Raw genomic sequence first — 15,201 nt, forward strand, 5'->3', positions numbered from 1 at the left:
AGCATTTTTTTATTACACATAAACAGTAATTAGGATTTATCAGTGGCAAAACAAATTCAGGCAGTTCGCGGTATGAACGATTGTCTGCCGGGCGACACGCAAGTTTGGCAGAAAGTAGAAAACATTTTACGCGAGACAGTAGCATCGTTCGGTTATCAAGAAATTCGTTTTCCTATTGTAGAATCAACCGACTTATTTAAACGCTCTATTGGTGAAGTAACCGATATAGTAGAAAAAGAAATGTACACCTTTGCCGATCGTAACGGCGACATGCTAACCCTTCGCCCAGAAGGCACCGCAGTGTGTGTACGTGCAGGTAACCAAAATGGCTTGCTTTATAACCAAGAACAGCGCCTGTGGTACATGGGCCCAATGTTTCGTCATGAGCGCCCTCAAAAAGGCCGCTACCGTCAGTTTCACCAATTTGGTTTAGAAACATTTGGTATTGCCACAGCCGACATAGACGCAGAAGTTATTTTACTTACCGCGCAATTATGGAAAGCATTTGGCATTAACGAACACGTACGTTTAGAGCTTAACTCGTTAGGCTCTAACGAAGCACGTGCTGATTACCGCGATGCACTCGTTGCCTACCTTGAACAGCATACCGACGTGCTTGATGAAGATTCAAAGCGCCGTATGTACTCAAACCCATTACGTGTACTTGATAGCAAAAACCCAGACGTACAAGCAATCTTAGTGGATGCGCCTAAATTGTCTGAGCATTTAGATGCTGAATCAAAAGAACATTTTGCAAATTTATGTGAACGTTTAGACGCAGCTGGCGTCATATACACGGTTAATGAAAAGTTAGTACGTGGTTTAGACTACTACAACCGCACAGTATTTGAATGGGTAACAGATAGCCTAGGTGCACAAGGTACAGTGTGTGCTGGCGGACGCTACGATGGCTTAGTTGAGCAACTTGGCGGCAAAGCAACGCCCGCAGTTGGTTTTGCTATGGGTCTAGAGCGCTTAGTACTGTTACTCCAAGCACTTGAGTGTGTAGGTGACATTCGCCGCAATGCTGATGTATATTTAGCGGCAATGGGCGACAAAGCCAGCGTACAAGCCCCTGCCATTGCAGCGCAACTGCGTAGCGACGTACCCGGTTTACGCGTTATGGTGCATGCCGGCGGCGGTAACTTTAAAAAACAACTAAAACGAGCTGATAAAAGCGATGCACTAGTGGCTGTTATTATTGGCGAAGATGAATTAGAAAAAGGCGTTGTGACCATCAAATATTTACGTGAGCGTAAAGAGCAAGTCACACTAGAATTAGAACAAGCTAAAGCGCTATTAGCTGAGCTTATCAATAGCTAAGCTAACTTAAGAGGTAATAATGGACATTTATTCAACAGAAGAACAACAAGCAGAAGCCATTAAGCGCTTTTTTCGCGAAAACGGTATTTCACTTGCGCTAGGTGTAATTGTAGGTTTAGGCGGCTTATACGGTTGGAAAGCATACAACCAAAACCAAATTACAACTGCTGAGCAAGCGTCTGACGAATATACAACACTTGTACAAAGTGACGATGTACTTGGCGCAGCCGATACATTCATTAAAAACAACCAAGACACAAGCTATGCAACTTTAGCCGCTTTTGTTGCGGCAAAAGACGCTGTTGATGCAAAAAAATTAGACCTTGCTAGCGAAAAACTTAGCTGGATTGTTACAAACGCCCAAAGCGAAGAGCTTAAAGCCATTGCCATTACGCGTTTAGCACGTATTCAACTTGCGCAAAGTAAATTTGACGAAGCCCTAAGTACATTAAACTCACCCCTACCTGAGGCATATAACGCCAATGTAGCTGAGCTAAAAGGCGATATTTACATTGCACAAGGTAATAAAGACCAAGCTCGCACTGCGTATCAAGCAGCTGCCGATGCAGGCGGTTTAACAACAAACCCTTTATTACAAATTAAATTAGACGACCTAGCAGTAACTAGCCCAGCGGCATAAGGTTTTAGGTATGAAAAAAATAACAACAGCAACTCTAGCACTGTGCATGGCAACGCTAATGGGTTGTTCATCAAGTGATGACGAAGACGAGTTAGTACTTCCTGAAATTGTTAATCAATTTGAAACAGACGTAGTGTGGCAAGAGTCGGTTGGCAGTGGTGTAGAACATTATTTTTCTCGCTTATCGCCTGCTGTATACAAAGACACTATTTATGTAGCTAGCCGCGAAGGCCAAATTGAAGCGCTTTCGCTTACCAATGGCGACACGTTATGGGAAACCGACGTACGTGAAGACTTATCGTTTTGGCCATGGTCAGATAACGGCACAGCTAAATTATCAGGCGGTATATTACAAGCTTATGGTAAAATTTACGTCGGCTCTGAGCACGGATTTATTATTGCCCTTGACCGCGAAACGGGTGAGGAAGTATGGCGTAAAAATGTGCCAGGCGAAGCGTTATCAAAACCAGCTGCGGGCGATGGCCTAATTTTTGTTAATTTAGGTTCGGGTAAACTATTAGCGCTGCACCCAGATACAGGCGAAGAACGCTGGAACTTTGAACAAGAAGTACCACCGCTTACATTGCGTGGCCAAAGCTCGCCAACAGTTGCAAACGGTGGTGTGTTAGTAGGCTTAGAAACAGGTAAATTAAGTGTACTCATTTCTGAGAGCGGTTATTCAGCATGGAGTGCAGAAATTGCCGTTGCTAAAGGCGCATCAGAATTTGAGCGTTTGGTTGATGTAGACACACAACCAATTATTAGCGGCCCTTACGCTTATGCTATTGCATACAACGGTAACCTAGCAGCGGTAGATATTCGCTCAGGCAATGTTGTATGGAAACGTGAATACAGCAGCTACCGCGAAATAGCGATGGATGCACAAACTATTTACCTAGTAGATAGCGAAGGCGTAATTTACGCATTAGATAAAAATTCAGGTATTGAACGTTGGAGCCAACCCGCTCTACGTGGTTGGTACCTAACAGGCCCTGCGGTTGCAGGTAGCCACTTAGCTTTAGGTGACCAAGAAGGTAACCTACATTGGCTAAACAAAGACACTGGCGAGTTAGTATCTCGTGAAGAATTTGACAGCTCAGGCTTTTTTGTTGAGCCGGTTGTAGCCGACGACAAGCTAATTTTATACACCCGTGATGGTGAAGTTAGTGTGGTAAACACCCCTAACTAACTAGCTAACACTTAAAGGTTTTTTGTAAGGCTTCGCACTGCGAAGCCTTTTGTTGTTTTTTAAAGAGGTAGTTTATGCTTCCCGTGATCGCTCTAGTTGGGCGACCCAATGTGGGCAAATCCACATTATTTAACCGTTTAACACGTACTCGTGATGCACTCGTAGCCGATTTTCCAGGTTTAACACGAGATAGAAAATATGGCCAAGCTAATTACGATGGCTATGAATTTATCGTGGTAGACACGGGTGGTATTGATGGCTCTGAAGAAGGCATCGAAACCGAAATGGCCGACCAGTCGTTACTTGCCATTGAAGAAGCCGATATTGTGTTGTTTTTGGTTGATGCCCGCGTAGGCATGACCGTTGCAGACCAAGCCATTGCTAATCACTTGCGCAAGCAAGAGAAAAAAAGCTTTGTGGTTGCCAACAAAACAGATGGCATTGACGCCGACTCAAACTGTGCAGAATTTTATCAATTATCATTAGGTAATATTCACCATATTGCAGCAGCACATGGGCGTGGTATTACTCAGCTTTTAGAGCACACTTTACAGCCTGTAATTGCAGAGCTTGCGGCACTAGATGAAGACGTTGCAGATGACGATGAAGAGTTAATCGACCTTTATCAAGAAGCCGAAGGCGACGATACAGACCATCAAGCGTTTGCCGATAAACCAGTAAAACTGGCTATTATTGGTCGTCCTAACGTAGGTAAGTCTACACTTACAAACCGTATACTCGGTGAAGAACGTGTAATTGTATACGATATGCCAGGCACCACCCGCGACTCTATTTATATTCCGATGACTCGAAACGACAAAGAATATATTTTAATAGATACCGCAGGTGTTCGTAAGCGTAAAAAAGTAAGCGACGTAGTTGAAAAGTTCTCAGTAATTAAAACGCTTCAAGCCATTGAAGATGCAAACGTTGTATTACTGGTTGTTGATGCTCGCGATGGTATTTCTGATCAAGACTTAAGCTTATTAGGTTTTGCGCTTAACTCAGGTCGTTCATTGGTTATTGCCGTGAACAAATGGGATGGGCTTGATGATTACGTTAAAGATCGCATTAAAACAGAGCTTGATCGCCGTTTAGGTTTTATTGATTTTGCACGCTTACACTTTATATCTGCACTTCACGGTACAGGTGTTGGTCATTTATTTGAATCGGTTGATGAAGCGTACGAGTCAGCAACTAAACGTATTAGCACCGCAATGCTACGCCGTATTATGGACATGGCACAGGCCGATCATCAGCCGCCACTTGTTCGTGGTCGTCGTGTTAAGCTTAAATATGCGCATGCCGGTGGTTATAACCCACCACGTATTGTAATTCACGGTAACCAAGTTCACGATTTACCAGATAGCTACAAACGCTACCTGATGAACTACTACCGTAAAGCACTTAAAATTATGGGCACCCCAATCAAAATTGAATTTAGAGAAGGTGATAACCCATTTGCAGGGCGTACTAACAAAGTAACGCTTTCGCAAAAGCGTAAAATACGTGCCTTTGCCAAAGAAAACCGTAATAAATAAATTCGTTAGAGTTAATTTACTACAAAAAAACGGCGTACTTTTTAGTACGCCGTTTTTTATGCTTTATACCAATTAGTTTAATTGAGTGATTTATTTTGAGGCTTGGTATTAAAGATTAAGTAATGCCAATTGCACCAGCCGTTCAACGGTGGTGTCTTGGCTATTTTTAGGCGCTTTGGGGTAATACTTAGATTTTGGCGGCTTAATAGATATAAACCCATGATTGGTGGCCATTTCGTGCGCTAACAGCTTTCGCTCTTTGGGTGTTAAATGGTTTTCGTGTATTTTTGCAAGCTCCCCACTATCAAGCCATATGCCAGCGCAACCTGGGCACTCGTCTATCTCAACCACTTTGAGCGGTGAAAAATACCGGCGCATCATCACTATGCTTGCGCACTTTGGGCAATTTACTCGCGATGAGACTTCGCCCTCGCCTTCGGTATAATTACTCAAATACTTAAGTAGAACCTGACCATGCTTTAACTCTGGCGAGCTAAACTTAAAAATTTGGCTGTTATCAAAAAATACGCCGCCTTGCGCTGACGTAAAAACAGTAATGCCGCCAACAAGTAAAGGTTCAAGTGGCGTATTACTACGAGGACAATACATTTAAAATTCCTTTTTATTTATTTATGTTCTTTTACTCAAGCGCTTTATGAATAAGCCCAACAAGCGGCGCTGGCAATGTAATATTACCTGCAAGTACAAACTCATGCGCGTCATCTGACATTTTTTGCCATGTACGGCGAATAATCCCTATCCATTTTTGCTCATCGTAATCAGGCTTACTATTAGCAAACCCGAGCATGTAATGCTCAATAAATACCAGGCTTGCTACGTCTTCTACTAATTGGCTATCAGGGTTACGTTTAATATTTTTTTTAGCAACTGCATCGTACACTCTGTTTTGCTCAGCATCGCTGTACCCAGCTTGCTGCATAAGCGCAACAACACTACTTGCATGAAATATATAAAGCGCACTGCGCCACTGATGATAGCCTTGCTTGTTCATTGCAAAGTCGCTACGCGGCGATTGCCAACGTTGTATATGCTGCCCACGCACTGCAATTTGCATAAGCTCGTCAGCACCTGGGTTAAAACGGCTAAGCATATCGCTCATACGCTGTGAGTATAAATACTCTTTTGGAAAACTTTCTCCATTGTGCTGCTCAGTATTCGGGTCTTGGTTATTAGCTTCATCAATCAGCGTTATTACTTTATTAAACATGACGGTCATTTTTTATAATAAGTTTTAGTCATTCTAAACGCTGATAAAACAATAAACTAGTGCGCCACTCAGTTACGCAGTGAAATTTGTTCAATCAAAAAGTAAAGCCTAGAGGTACAAGTTATAAAAGTAAGCGCATTGATTAAGTTAACTTGGTACTATATTGAGCACAAATTAAAATAAAAAAGCGCGACTAACTCGCCAATAACGGATAACTATGTTTAAAAAACGTATTTTAGCTATTTGCTTAGCAGCCACCTCGCTACCAAGCCTTGCCGACAGTAACAGCGATTTAAAAACCATTATTGATAACCACTGGCAAAATGCCAAAGCTGAAAAAATATTTTTTCGGACCGATCCAGACGGTTGGAAACCAAACGGCACATTACCAAATTGGAGCGAGCAAGCCATTGCAAAGCGCCAAGCTTATAACAACAGCGTACTAAAAAGCTTAGCCAACATTGACCCTAAATCGCTCAACAAGGATCAGCTAATGAACTACCGCTTATTTAAATATGAGCGAGAAACCGAGCAGCAAAGCTACCTTTATCAAGATAAGTATTTTCCGGTAAACTTTTTAAGTGGCTGGCATACCTACTTTGCAGAAGCACCCGCTAATATGGCTTTTTTAACAGCTGATGATTACAACGCATTTTTAATCAGCCTTGCCGACTACCCGCGCTTTAATCAGCAAAATATTGATTTAATGAAAGAAGGGATAAAAACAGGATTTACCCATTACTGTAAAACCTTTGAAAATTACAGCCAAAGCATTAGCGCGCACATAGTTAAAAACCCCGAAAACAGCGCCCTTTACGAACCCTTTACACGTATACCTAATACCTTTAGTGCATCGCAAAAAGCAAACTTAAAACAAAAAGCCCAAGCCGTAATTAAAGATAAAGTAATTCCTGCGTATCAGCATTTTTACGACTTTTTTGAAAATGACTATATGCCACATTGTAGAGCGCAGCCGGGCATAGCAAGCGTTAAAGGCGGGCTTGACTACTACAAGTACACAGTTAATTACTACACCACAACAAACGCCACACCCAAACAAATACACCAACTAGGCCTTAAAGAAGTCGCGCGTATTAAAGCGCAAATGCAAAATATTATTGATGAAGTAGGCTTTGATGGCACCTATAGTGAGTTTTTAGAATTTTTAGCAACCGATGAGCAATTTTATGCAAAAGACGCGCAAGACTTGCTAGAAAAAACCGCGTTTATAACGCAAAAAATGTATGGTAAATTGCCCACTTACTTTGGCCACTTACCGCGTAACACCTTTACTATTAAGGGCTCAGCAAGTCGTGGGGCGTTTTATATGCCACCGCCAGATAACCGCTCACCAGGTACTTACTTTTTAGCCTCAACACCTAAACTGCAGCCTTTATATAATTTAGAAGCACTTAGTCTGCACGAAGCCATACCCGGGCACCATTTACAAAACGCCATTGCTATGGAGCTAAATGTCCCCGAATTTAGACGCACACTTAGCCACTCTGCATTTGGCGAAGGTTGGGCACTATACACAGAACGCTTAGGTAAAGAAGCTGGTTTTTATCAAAACCCATACAGCGACTTTGGTCGTTTAGGCTACGAAATGTGGCGTGCAGTGCGCTTAGTGGTTGATACCGGTATTCATGCCTTTGGTTGGAGCCGCCAAAAAGCAATTGATTACTTAGCCAGTCACACCGCTTTACCACAAAGTGCGGTGGAAGATCAGATAGATCGTTACATTTCATGGCCAGGCCAAGCGCTCTCGTACAAAATGGGCGAAATAAAAATACGCGAACTGCGCACAAAAGCCGAAAAAGAACTCGGCGCTCAATTTGATATACGCAGCTTTCACGACACTGTTATTGGCCAAGGCTCATTGCCTATGGCAGTGCTTGAAGACGTTATAAACGATTGGATAGCAAAACAAAAACCAGTAAGTTAAAACAATACTTTTAAACACGACTTTTAAACACTAAAGGGCGGTAAGTTTATCGCCCTTTTCAAACCGCATTAAACACCTCAAAACTAATCCCTACCCGCTTTTGCTTCGTAAACTTAATGATTACAAATAGCAGAGCATAAGTATGAGCAAACGCATTTTATATTGGCTACAAAACGATTTACGCCTAACCGACAACCCAATTTTTAGTGACCTTATGTTGCAGCAATGCGCGCTTGATATTGTATTTGTTATTAACCCGCACTGGTTTAAAAATAATAATTACCAACAAAAACCTTTCGGCATACACAAACAGCAATTTTTAATGCAAAGCTTGTACGAACTACAACAAGCACTTATTGAGCGCGGGCAAACCCTGCATGTGCTTGAGGGCGAACCCGTATCGCTCTTAAAAGCGCGTATTAATGAGCAAAATATTGATGAAGTTGTATACAGCGAACAATTTGGCGTGTACGAGCAACGCCAAATAAACTTACTCAAAGCACATTGCCCCAATACACAATTTACAGGAACGCAGCAAGACACGCTCTATAAACAAAGCGACCTCCCTTTTGATTTAAGCGAATTACCCAAACACTTTACCCCGTTTCGTAAAAAGGTAGAGGCCGCTAATAGCCCTATTACACCAACAACTTTGCCACACGGCTTGCTGCCTAAGCCAATAACTTTATGCGCAAAAAAACCTATAGAACGTATAACAAATAAAGGCGTAATGCATGGCGGGCTTAACAGTGCGCAAGCTCATTTAAAGCAATACTTTGCAGGCGCAATGCCAAGTACTTATAAAACGACTCGCAACGAGCTTGATGGCTTTAACAACACCACCAAATTTAGTACTTGGCTTGCCTTTGGCTGTATAAGTGCAAAACAAGTTTACAAAGCCGTAGAAAATTACGAGCAATTCAATACGGCAAACGAGTCTACTTATTGGATTAAATTTGAACTGCTATGGCGAGAGTATTTTAAATGGCACGCACTTAAAGCAGGTAACAGCCTGTTTAGCTTTAAAGGGCAAAAACAAACTAAACCGCTTACTACTTTTACACCTACACGCTTTGCTGCTTGGTGTAACGGTACAACGCCTTACCCGCTTGTAAATGCCATTATGGAAGAACTAAACACTACGGGTTACATTTCAAACCGTGCACGGCAAATTGCAGCAAGCTGTTTAGTAAACGAGCTTGGCCTTGATTGGCGATACGGCGCAGCCTATTTTGAGCAACAATTGATTGATTACGATGTAGCAGCAAACTGGGGCAACTGGCAGTACATAGCCGGTGTGGGGGTTGACCCACGTGGCGGCCGCCACTTTAATATACAAAAGCAAACGGCGCAGTTTGATCCAAATGGTGTTTATACCAATAAATGGCACGGGCACAGTAATAAAACACAGCAGCTCGATCACTTAAACGAAGTAGACTGGCCTATTTAAGCCAATCTACCTCCACTTGGTTATATTTTAAAACAGCTGCGCAATGCCTATATTAATGGCAAAGCCAGCTAAGGTTAAAAACAAAAATAAACAACCTGCTAATAACAGTGGTTTTATACCCGCTTGGCGAATAGCGCCAACATGTGTACGCAGCCCAAGTGCGACCATGGCAATGGTGAGCAATATATTATCAAACCATATAATAGCGCTTGTAGTACCTTGCGGAATAACCGATAACGAATGCACGCCACTTGCCACTATAAATAACACTGCAAACCAAGGGATTGTAATACCCGCTTTTTGCTCGCCGCCATGTGCGTTTATGTTTGCATGCTTTTTACTTTGCCAAAACGATAAGCCTACTAAAAATGGCGCAAGCATCATTACGCGTAGCATTTTTTCTATCACGGCGGTGTCGGCCGCATTGGCACTTACCGCAGTCCCTGCTGCTACCACTTGTGCAACTTCATGAATGGTTGAACCAACAAAAATACCGTACGCATGCTCACTCACACCCAAATATTCAAACATAATTGGGTAGGCAAACATACTTAACGTGCCAAACACCACAACCGTTGCCACCGCTACAGATACTTTATGCGCTTGTGCTTTTATAACCGGCTCTGTTGCCATTACCGCTGCGGCTCCACAAATAGAGCTACCCGCACCTATTAGTATGGTTGTTTGTTCATCAAGCTTAAAAACGCGCTTACCTAGCTGTACTGCTAATATAAACGTACCAAGCAGCATTACCACATCGGTTAATAGGCCATGCCATCCTACACCCGCTACTTGCGCAAAAGTAATTCTAAACCCAAATAAAATAACGCCCGCTTTGAGTAATATACTTTTAGCGTAATCAACGCCTACATCGGTACGCGTAGCTATACGCGAAAACACACTGTTACCCACAATAATGCCAAGCACAATACCAATTGTTAAGGAGCTAAATTGCGCACTTTGCATTATAGGTAACTTACTTAATGCAACAGATGCCCCCGCTAACACAACCACCAGCAGCATACCTAACCACCAGCGCGTATCGCCGTATTGCTTAGTATTAATACCCAAAGGCTGAAAACTATTTTTAATAGCGCTGAGCATAATATTCCCTCACTTAAACCAAGTTGATGTGTTGACTTAATTGTAAGAAAGCTCAAAATATAACTCCAATATATTAAAATCATGATTTAATAACTTAAAGTTATACAATTTAGAGTTATGCAATTTAAGGTTATACAATGAACTTACATGCACTTAGAGTCTTTTATACAGTGGCTAAATTGGGTAGCTTTTCAGGCGCAGCCGAAGCGCTTTTTATAAGCCAGCCCGCTGTTTCTAAAGCGCTAAAAGAGCTAGAGCATCAGTTAAACATTCAACTTATTGAACGTGCATCTAAGGGTAAAAAGCTTACCTTAAGTGAAGGTGGACAAGCACTTTTTGATCACGCCCGCAGTATTTTTGCTATCGAAAAAGCCGCCATTGAAGATATTAAATCGCGCACAGGGCTTAAGCGCGGTACATTAGTTATTGGCACCAGCACCACCATTGCCAGTTATTGGCTACCGCCTTATTTAGCCAAATTTTGTGCGCAGTACCCGCATATAAAAGTAGAAGTACAAGTGGCTAATACCGCGCAAATTGAGCATGCCTTACTTGAATGCACTATCGATTTAGCACTGGTTGAAGGCACACCTACCGAGCCGCACATTATTAGTAAGCACTGGCAAAATGATTTAATGAGTGTGGTTATACCGAGCAACTTTAAGCCCGCTAAAGACTTAAAAGCATGGTTAAACGAGCAGTTTTGGTTATTACGCGAGCCAGGCTCTGGCACGTTAGAAATGTCTGTAAAGTTATTAGCAGAGCATGGCGTACAAGCAGAGCAAAGTATGCAATTAGGCAGCAACGAAGCCATAGCAAGAGCTGTTGCTCAAGGTATGGGGGTCGCTTTATTGCCAAATGTAGTCACAGAAGATTTAGTGCAGTTAGGCAAATTAACGCGCCTGAGCCAAAAAAATAACGAGCAACTCTCTCGGCCGCTATACCAACTGCATTATAAAGACAGACCGTCTTCGCATGCTGCGCAAGCATTCGAAAAAAGTTTATTTAGTGCTCAATTTTTAAATGAGTGAATTTAACGCGCGTCGTAAATTTACATAAACGTTAAAGCGAGCGTTGATAACTCGTGATGTGTGAGACAGTTTGTCCTCTATCGCTTATGTTTGTTAGGGTTTTGTGAGCTCATAAGCACGAGCTATAACTAAAGGAAAAAAATCTCCGCCTAAAATTACTGCCCATTGCCCACAACCAAAACGTTCAATACGATTTGCATCTGTCAATACATTACGTAAATTATCAGGGGAAGCATTATCTATATTTGAAATGATATTTTTTACTTCTTTTGGGTCATAATCAATTTTTAACCACGGAGGGGAACATAGACTATTCATAAATTCAGAAATAACTTCAGGATAATTAGGGTAGCCACTAGAACTATCAATATCAGGTAATGCCTGCTTAGCTAACCTAAAGTTTTCTTCAAGCTTTTCTACATCACTTTTTAAAAACATACTTCCTCCTTAAAAAAAACAAAGGGGTAAAATCCTGACCTCTCATATTGAAATACTAAGAGATCATTCATAACAGCCCACAAGCTAACTTATAAGTCTATTAGGCTGAATCAGTAAGCTCTCACAGCCCCAAGCTCTACTCACAAACCCTGCGTTAAATCTTGCGCCAATGTACCCGTTGGTTTTTCAATTACGCGTACTAACTCTTTACCATCGTCTTTTACTATAAACGTAGGGGTGTATTGCAAGTCGTGCGCTAGTGCTATTCCAGCGTCGTCTTGCTTGTTGTAACCTACGGCCACATATTTAACGCTTGCAAGCTCTACCTTTGATTCATCAAGTAACTTAATAAGCTTTGGTACTTCGCGTTGGCTGTCGTGACACCAAGTGCCAAATAATACAACTAATGCCTTGCCTTCTAGCTTTTGCATTAAGGCTATATCTTGCTCGGTTGGCGTAAATGCGCTGTACTGCTTATTAAACTTATCGTAATCGCTTAATAGTACATCAGTTGTAATATCGCCCGAAAATGGCGCAGTAGCGGCAGTACTTACAAGCGGCATGCTTAACGCGCACAATAAAATTAATTGTTTAAACATAAGGGTAAAGTAACTTTTAAAGTGAGTAATTAAGCTCACTATACTGAATATTACTGAATGTTTACACATTGTTTGCACCTTCTATTTTTATAGTTTGCCCACTTTAATAAAATAATAAGCGTGCATACATGAATATAAAACCTTTTATATTTTATTCAGTTATCGCCTCTACTACATTTTTATATGGCTGTGGCGGTACTGAGCAAACAACCGATAGCAGCACAGAGCAAACTGACTCATCATCAACAACCACCTCAACGGGCTTAGTTATTAACGAAATTGTCGCAAGCCCAAGCGATACCACCTACGACTGGATTGAGCTATACGCCACTGAAGATATAGCCAACTTATCGGTATTTTCACTTGTTGATGATAACGCCGACAGAGAGCCTCAAGCTTTACCCGCAGTAGCGCTTTCCCAAGGTGAGTTTATTGTTATTCAAGCCATTGATGAAACCGATACACCGCCCGATAACGGCTATTACGTTACCTTTAAACTAGGGAGTGACGATGCGGTTACGTTATACGAGGACGGCACTGCGGTGTCTGTACTTGATTGGGAAGAAGGCGAAGCCGCTGAAGGTTTTAGTTACGGCTTATACTCCGATGGTACCGGCACCGCGCAAACCCTAACGCCAACAGAGGGCGCAGCTAACCAAACAGCCGATACCTCTACACTTGTTACAACGCTAATTGCTGAAGATGCTCCACTTCGTATAAACGAAGTAGTAGCAAAAGACAGCAGCGGCGGCGAGGACTGGATAGAGCTTTATGTAACAAGCAGTAGCGATGTTTATTTAGCCGACTACACACTAAGTGATGACAATAACGAGCAATTTGCACTACCTGATATTACGTTATCGCCTGGTGAGTTTTACCGTATTTACGCAAGCACCGATGATTTAGGCGACCTGCCAAGCGTAGCGTTTAAATTAGGCTCAAGCGATACCGTCAGCCTTTACAGTAACAATGTAATTATAGAGCAGTTATCGTGGAATAAAGGCCAAGCGCTAAGTGGTTACAGCTATGGCCGCTACCCAGATGGCAGCGATGCAACTACGGTACTCACTCCAACAGAGCTTAGCTCAAACAGCCAAGCAACCCACGGGCCACTCGTTATTAACGAAATAGTGGCAAGCGCCGCAGACGATGGCAACGACTGGTTTGAGCTATACAACAACAGCGAAAATACAATTAACTTAGCCAACTACCACGTTATTGATGAAAGCGACGACATAGACCCCGTAACCCTGCCTGACATAGATTTATACGCAGGTGAATACATTACTATTTATGCCACCGATGAAGACCCAGGCACTTACTACGTCCCGTTTAAACTAGGCAAAGAAGACGAGCTAAGCTTAATACTCAACGATGAAGTAATTGACTATATTGACTGGGACGAAAGTGATGTAGCCACAGGCTTTAGTTACGGCCTAAGTAGCAGTACAGGCTTTACTCATGCGTTTTTAACACCTACCCCGAGTAGTGAAAATACAGTTGCAACCGCCTTTACACCCACAGCGGTTAATACGCTTTCTATTACAATTAGCGATGAAAACTGGCAAGACATTCTAGATAACCCACTTGATGAGCAGTACCACGAAACCGCTATTACCTTTAATGGGGTTACACTCGATAGCGTGGCTATTCGCACAAAAGGCGGCTCAAGCTTAAGCAGCGTTGCCAACTCTAGTAGCGACCGTTACAGCTTTAAGGTTGATATTAACGAATATGTGTCGGGGCAAAAGTTTTTTGGGCTAAAAAAATTCACACTACAAAACTCGTTTAACGACCCGTCGTATATGCGTGAAGTAATCGCCTACGAGCTAATGGATGAAATGGGCGTGCCAACGCCTGAGCATGCTTACGTTAACTTTTATGTAAACGGCGAACTATTTGGTTTGTATTTAATGGTAGAAGCCGTAGATGGCGAATTTGTTGAAAAACACTTTGCCAACAGTAACGGCGATTTATACAAGCCAGATGGCACAGGCAGCGATTTATTATGGCTAGGTGACGACATACAAAGTTACACCGATATAAACCTGCAAACCAATGAAGACACCACAGATAACGGCGCCTTTATTAACTTTGTAGAATCGCTCGATAAAGGCGAAACCAGCGCCATAGATATAGACACGCTGCTGCGTTATATGTCGGTAAGCACTTCACTGTCTAATTTAGATAGCTACCACGGCCCGCTTGCACATAACTATTATATTTACGATGACGATGGCGTATTTAGCATTTTACCGTGGGATTTTAACGAGTCATTTGGCACCTTTAACATGGATTGTAATAGCGTAGATGTAAGAGAGCTCTACATTGATGAGCCTGTAAGCGGCGCATTAAGCGAGCGCCCATTAATTGCTAATGTATTTGCCGAGCAAAGCCACCTCGATACGTACCACAGTTACTTAACACAGCTTATTAATGGCTCACTTTCAAGCGACACATTTAACGCACGCGTAAATGAAATAGCCGATTTAATTCGTGAGCACGTACAAAACGACCCAACTAGCTTTTATGGCTCAACCTACTTTGAGCAAAACCTAACCTCTACAACGGGGCAGTTTTACGGCTTAACCTCGTTTATGGAGTACCGCGTAGCAAATATGGCCGCGCAGCTTGATGGCACATTGCCCTCAGCCGGCGATGGCAGCGGATTTTGCTCTAGATAAACAACCCATCCTTGATGCGGTGTCAGCAC

General features: G+C 42.4%; 13 protein-coding genes. 8 read left to right on the plus strand and 5 right to left on the minus strand.

Annotation, left to right across the window (positions count from 1 at the left end; translation table 11 throughout):
- Nucleotides 1–42 precede the first annotated feature (42 nt).
- The 4 genes from hisS (at nt 43) to der (ending at nt 4,693) form a co-directional block, all read left to right on the plus strand.
- Complete coding sequence (hisS, locus tag EJ103_RS19305; RefSeq protein ID WP_004586991.1) at nt 43–1,323, plus strand: histidine--tRNA ligase; 1,281 nt, start codon at nt 43–45, stop codon at nt 1,321–1,323.
- A 19-nt stretch (nt 1,324–1,342) separates the two neighbouring features.
- Entirely contained in the window at nt 1,343–1,963 is a 621-nt protein-coding gene (locus EJ103_RS19310; RefSeq protein WP_004586990.1) for a tetratricopeptide repeat protein, read from the plus strand.
- 10 nt (nt 1,964–1,973) lie between these two features.
- Nucleotides 1,974–3,152, plus strand: a complete 1,179-nt coding sequence (bamB, locus tag EJ103_RS19315; RefSeq protein WP_004586989.1) for an outer membrane protein assembly factor BamB — start codon at nt 1,974–1,976, stop codon at nt 3,150–3,152.
- A 74-nt stretch (nt 3,153–3,226) separates the two neighbouring features.
- Complete coding sequence (gene der / locus EJ103_RS19320) at nt 3,227–4,693, plus strand: ribosome biogenesis GTPase Der (protein ID WP_004586988.1); 1,467 nt, start codon at nt 3,227–3,229, stop codon at nt 4,691–4,693.
- 108 nt (nt 4,694–4,801) lie between these two features.
- Here the strand turns inward: der and EJ103_RS19325 are convergent, their stop codons facing one another.
- Together EJ103_RS19325 and EJ103_RS19330 are read right to left on the minus strand one after the other, a co-directional pair.
- Nucleotides 4,802–5,302: a zf-TFIIB domain-containing protein gene (locus EJ103_RS19325; RefSeq protein WP_126009483.1), complete on the minus strand. Its 501-nt coding sequence runs from the start codon at nt 5,300–5,302 to the stop codon at nt 4,802–4,804.
- Nucleotides 5,303–5,333: 31 nt separating this feature from the next.
- Complete coding sequence (locus EJ103_RS19330; protein WP_126009485.1) at nt 5,334–5,921, minus strand: DUF4202 domain-containing protein; 588 nt, start codon at nt 5,919–5,921, stop codon at nt 5,334–5,336.
- A gap of 217 nt (nt 5,922–6,138) precedes the next feature.
- Here EJ103_RS19330 and EJ103_RS19335 point away from each other — a divergent pair, with 217 nt between their 5' ends.
- Together EJ103_RS19335 and EJ103_RS19340 are read left to right on the plus strand one after the other, a co-directional pair.
- Nucleotides 6,139–7,866, plus strand: a complete 1,728-nt coding sequence (locus EJ103_RS19335) for a DUF885 domain-containing protein (protein ID WP_126009487.1) — start codon at nt 6,139–6,141, stop codon at nt 7,864–7,866.
- Nucleotides 7,867–8,008: 142 nt separating this feature from the next.
- A complete protein-coding gene (locus EJ103_RS19340) occupies nt 8,009–9,316 on the plus strand; it encodes a DASH family cryptochrome (protein ID WP_126009489.1) in 1,308 nt (435 codons plus the stop codon).
- 27 nt (nt 9,317–9,343) lie between these two features.
- Here EJ103_RS19340 and EJ103_RS19345 read toward each other — a convergent pair whose 3' ends face one another.
- Entirely contained in the window at nt 9,344–10,420 is a 1,077-nt protein-coding gene (locus tag EJ103_RS19345) for a YeiH family protein (protein ID WP_126009491.1), read from the minus strand.
- A gap of 137 nt (nt 10,421–10,557) precedes the next feature.
- Here EJ103_RS19345 and EJ103_RS19350 point away from each other — a divergent pair, with 137 nt between their 5' ends.
- Nucleotides 10,558–11,451: a LysR substrate-binding domain-containing protein gene (locus EJ103_RS19350; protein WP_126009493.1), complete on the plus strand. Its 894-nt coding sequence runs from the start codon at nt 10,558–10,560 to the stop codon at nt 11,449–11,451.
- Between the two features lie 93 nt (nt 11,452–11,544).
- Here the strand turns inward: EJ103_RS19350 and EJ103_RS19355 are convergent, their stop codons facing one another.
- Both EJ103_RS19355 and EJ103_RS19360 read right to left on the minus strand, forming a co-directional pair.
- Entirely contained in the window at nt 11,545–11,889 is a 345-nt protein-coding gene (locus EJ103_RS19355) for a hypothetical protein (protein WP_126009495.1), read from the minus strand.
- Between the two features lie 140 nt (nt 11,890–12,029).
- On the minus strand, nt 12,030–12,488 hold the full coding sequence (locus tag EJ103_RS19360) for a thioredoxin family protein (RefSeq protein WP_126009716.1): 459 nt from the start codon (nt 12,486–12,488) through the stop codon (nt 12,030–12,032).
- 128 nt (nt 12,489–12,616) lie between these two features.
- Here EJ103_RS19360 and EJ103_RS19365 point away from each other — a divergent pair, with 128 nt between their 5' ends.
- Nucleotides 12,617–15,172: a CotH kinase family protein gene (locus EJ103_RS19365; protein WP_126009497.1), complete on the plus strand. Its 2,556-nt coding sequence runs from the start codon at nt 12,617–12,619 to the stop codon at nt 15,170–15,172.
- Nucleotides 15,173–15,201: the final 29 nt, after the last annotated feature.

Origin of the sequence: Pseudoalteromonas sp. Xi13, from assembly GCF_003952205.1 — a bacterium.
GTDB lineage: Bacteria > Pseudomonadota > Gammaproteobacteria > Enterobacterales > Alteromonadaceae > Pseudoalteromonas > Pseudoalteromonas atlantica.

Excerpts from the sequence above, each read along its gene's own strand:
- EJ103_RS19310 (WP_004586990.1), top strand. The coding sequence starts at position 1,343 with ATGGACATTTATTCAACAGAAGAACAACAAGCAGAAGCCATTAAGCGC.
- bamB (WP_004586989.1), top strand. The coding sequence starts at position 1,974 with ATGAAAAAAATAACAACAGCAACTCTAGCACTGTGCATGGCAACGCTA.
- der (WP_004586988.1), top strand. The coding sequence starts at position 3,227 with ATGCTTCCCGTGATCGCTCTAGTTGGGCGACCCAATGTGGGCAAATCC.
- EJ103_RS19325 (WP_126009483.1), bottom strand. The coding sequence starts at position 5,302 with ATGTATTGTCCTCGTAGTAATACGCCACTTGAACCTTTACTTGTTGGC.
- EJ103_RS19330 (WP_126009485.1), bottom strand. The coding sequence starts at position 5,921 with ATGTTTAATAAAGTAATAACGCTGATTGATGAAGCTAATAACCAAGAC.
- EJ103_RS19335 (WP_126009487.1), top strand. The coding sequence starts at position 6,139 with ATGTTTAAAAAACGTATTTTAGCTATTTGCTTAGCAGCCACCTCGCTA.
- EJ103_RS19340 (WP_126009489.1), top strand. The coding sequence starts at position 8,009 with ATGAGCAAACGCATTTTATATTGGCTACAAAACGATTTACGCCTAACC.
- EJ103_RS19345 (WP_126009491.1), bottom strand. The coding sequence starts at position 10,420 with ATGCTCAGCGCTATTAAAAATAGTTTTCAGCCTTTGGGTATTAATACT.
- EJ103_RS19350 (WP_126009493.1), top strand. The coding sequence starts at position 10,558 with ATGAACTTACATGCACTTAGAGTCTTTTATACAGTGGCTAAATTGGGT.
- EJ103_RS19355 (WP_126009495.1), bottom strand. The coding sequence starts at position 11,889 with ATGTTTTTAAAAAGTGATGTAGAAAAGCTTGAAGAAAACTTTAGGTTA.
- EJ103_RS19360 (WP_126009716.1), bottom strand. The coding sequence starts at position 12,488 with ATGTTTAAACAATTAATTTTATTGTGCGCGTTAAGCATGCCGCTTGTA.
- EJ103_RS19365 (WP_126009497.1), top strand. The coding sequence starts at position 12,617 with ATGAATATAAAACCTTTTATATTTTATTCAGTTATCGCCTCTACTACA.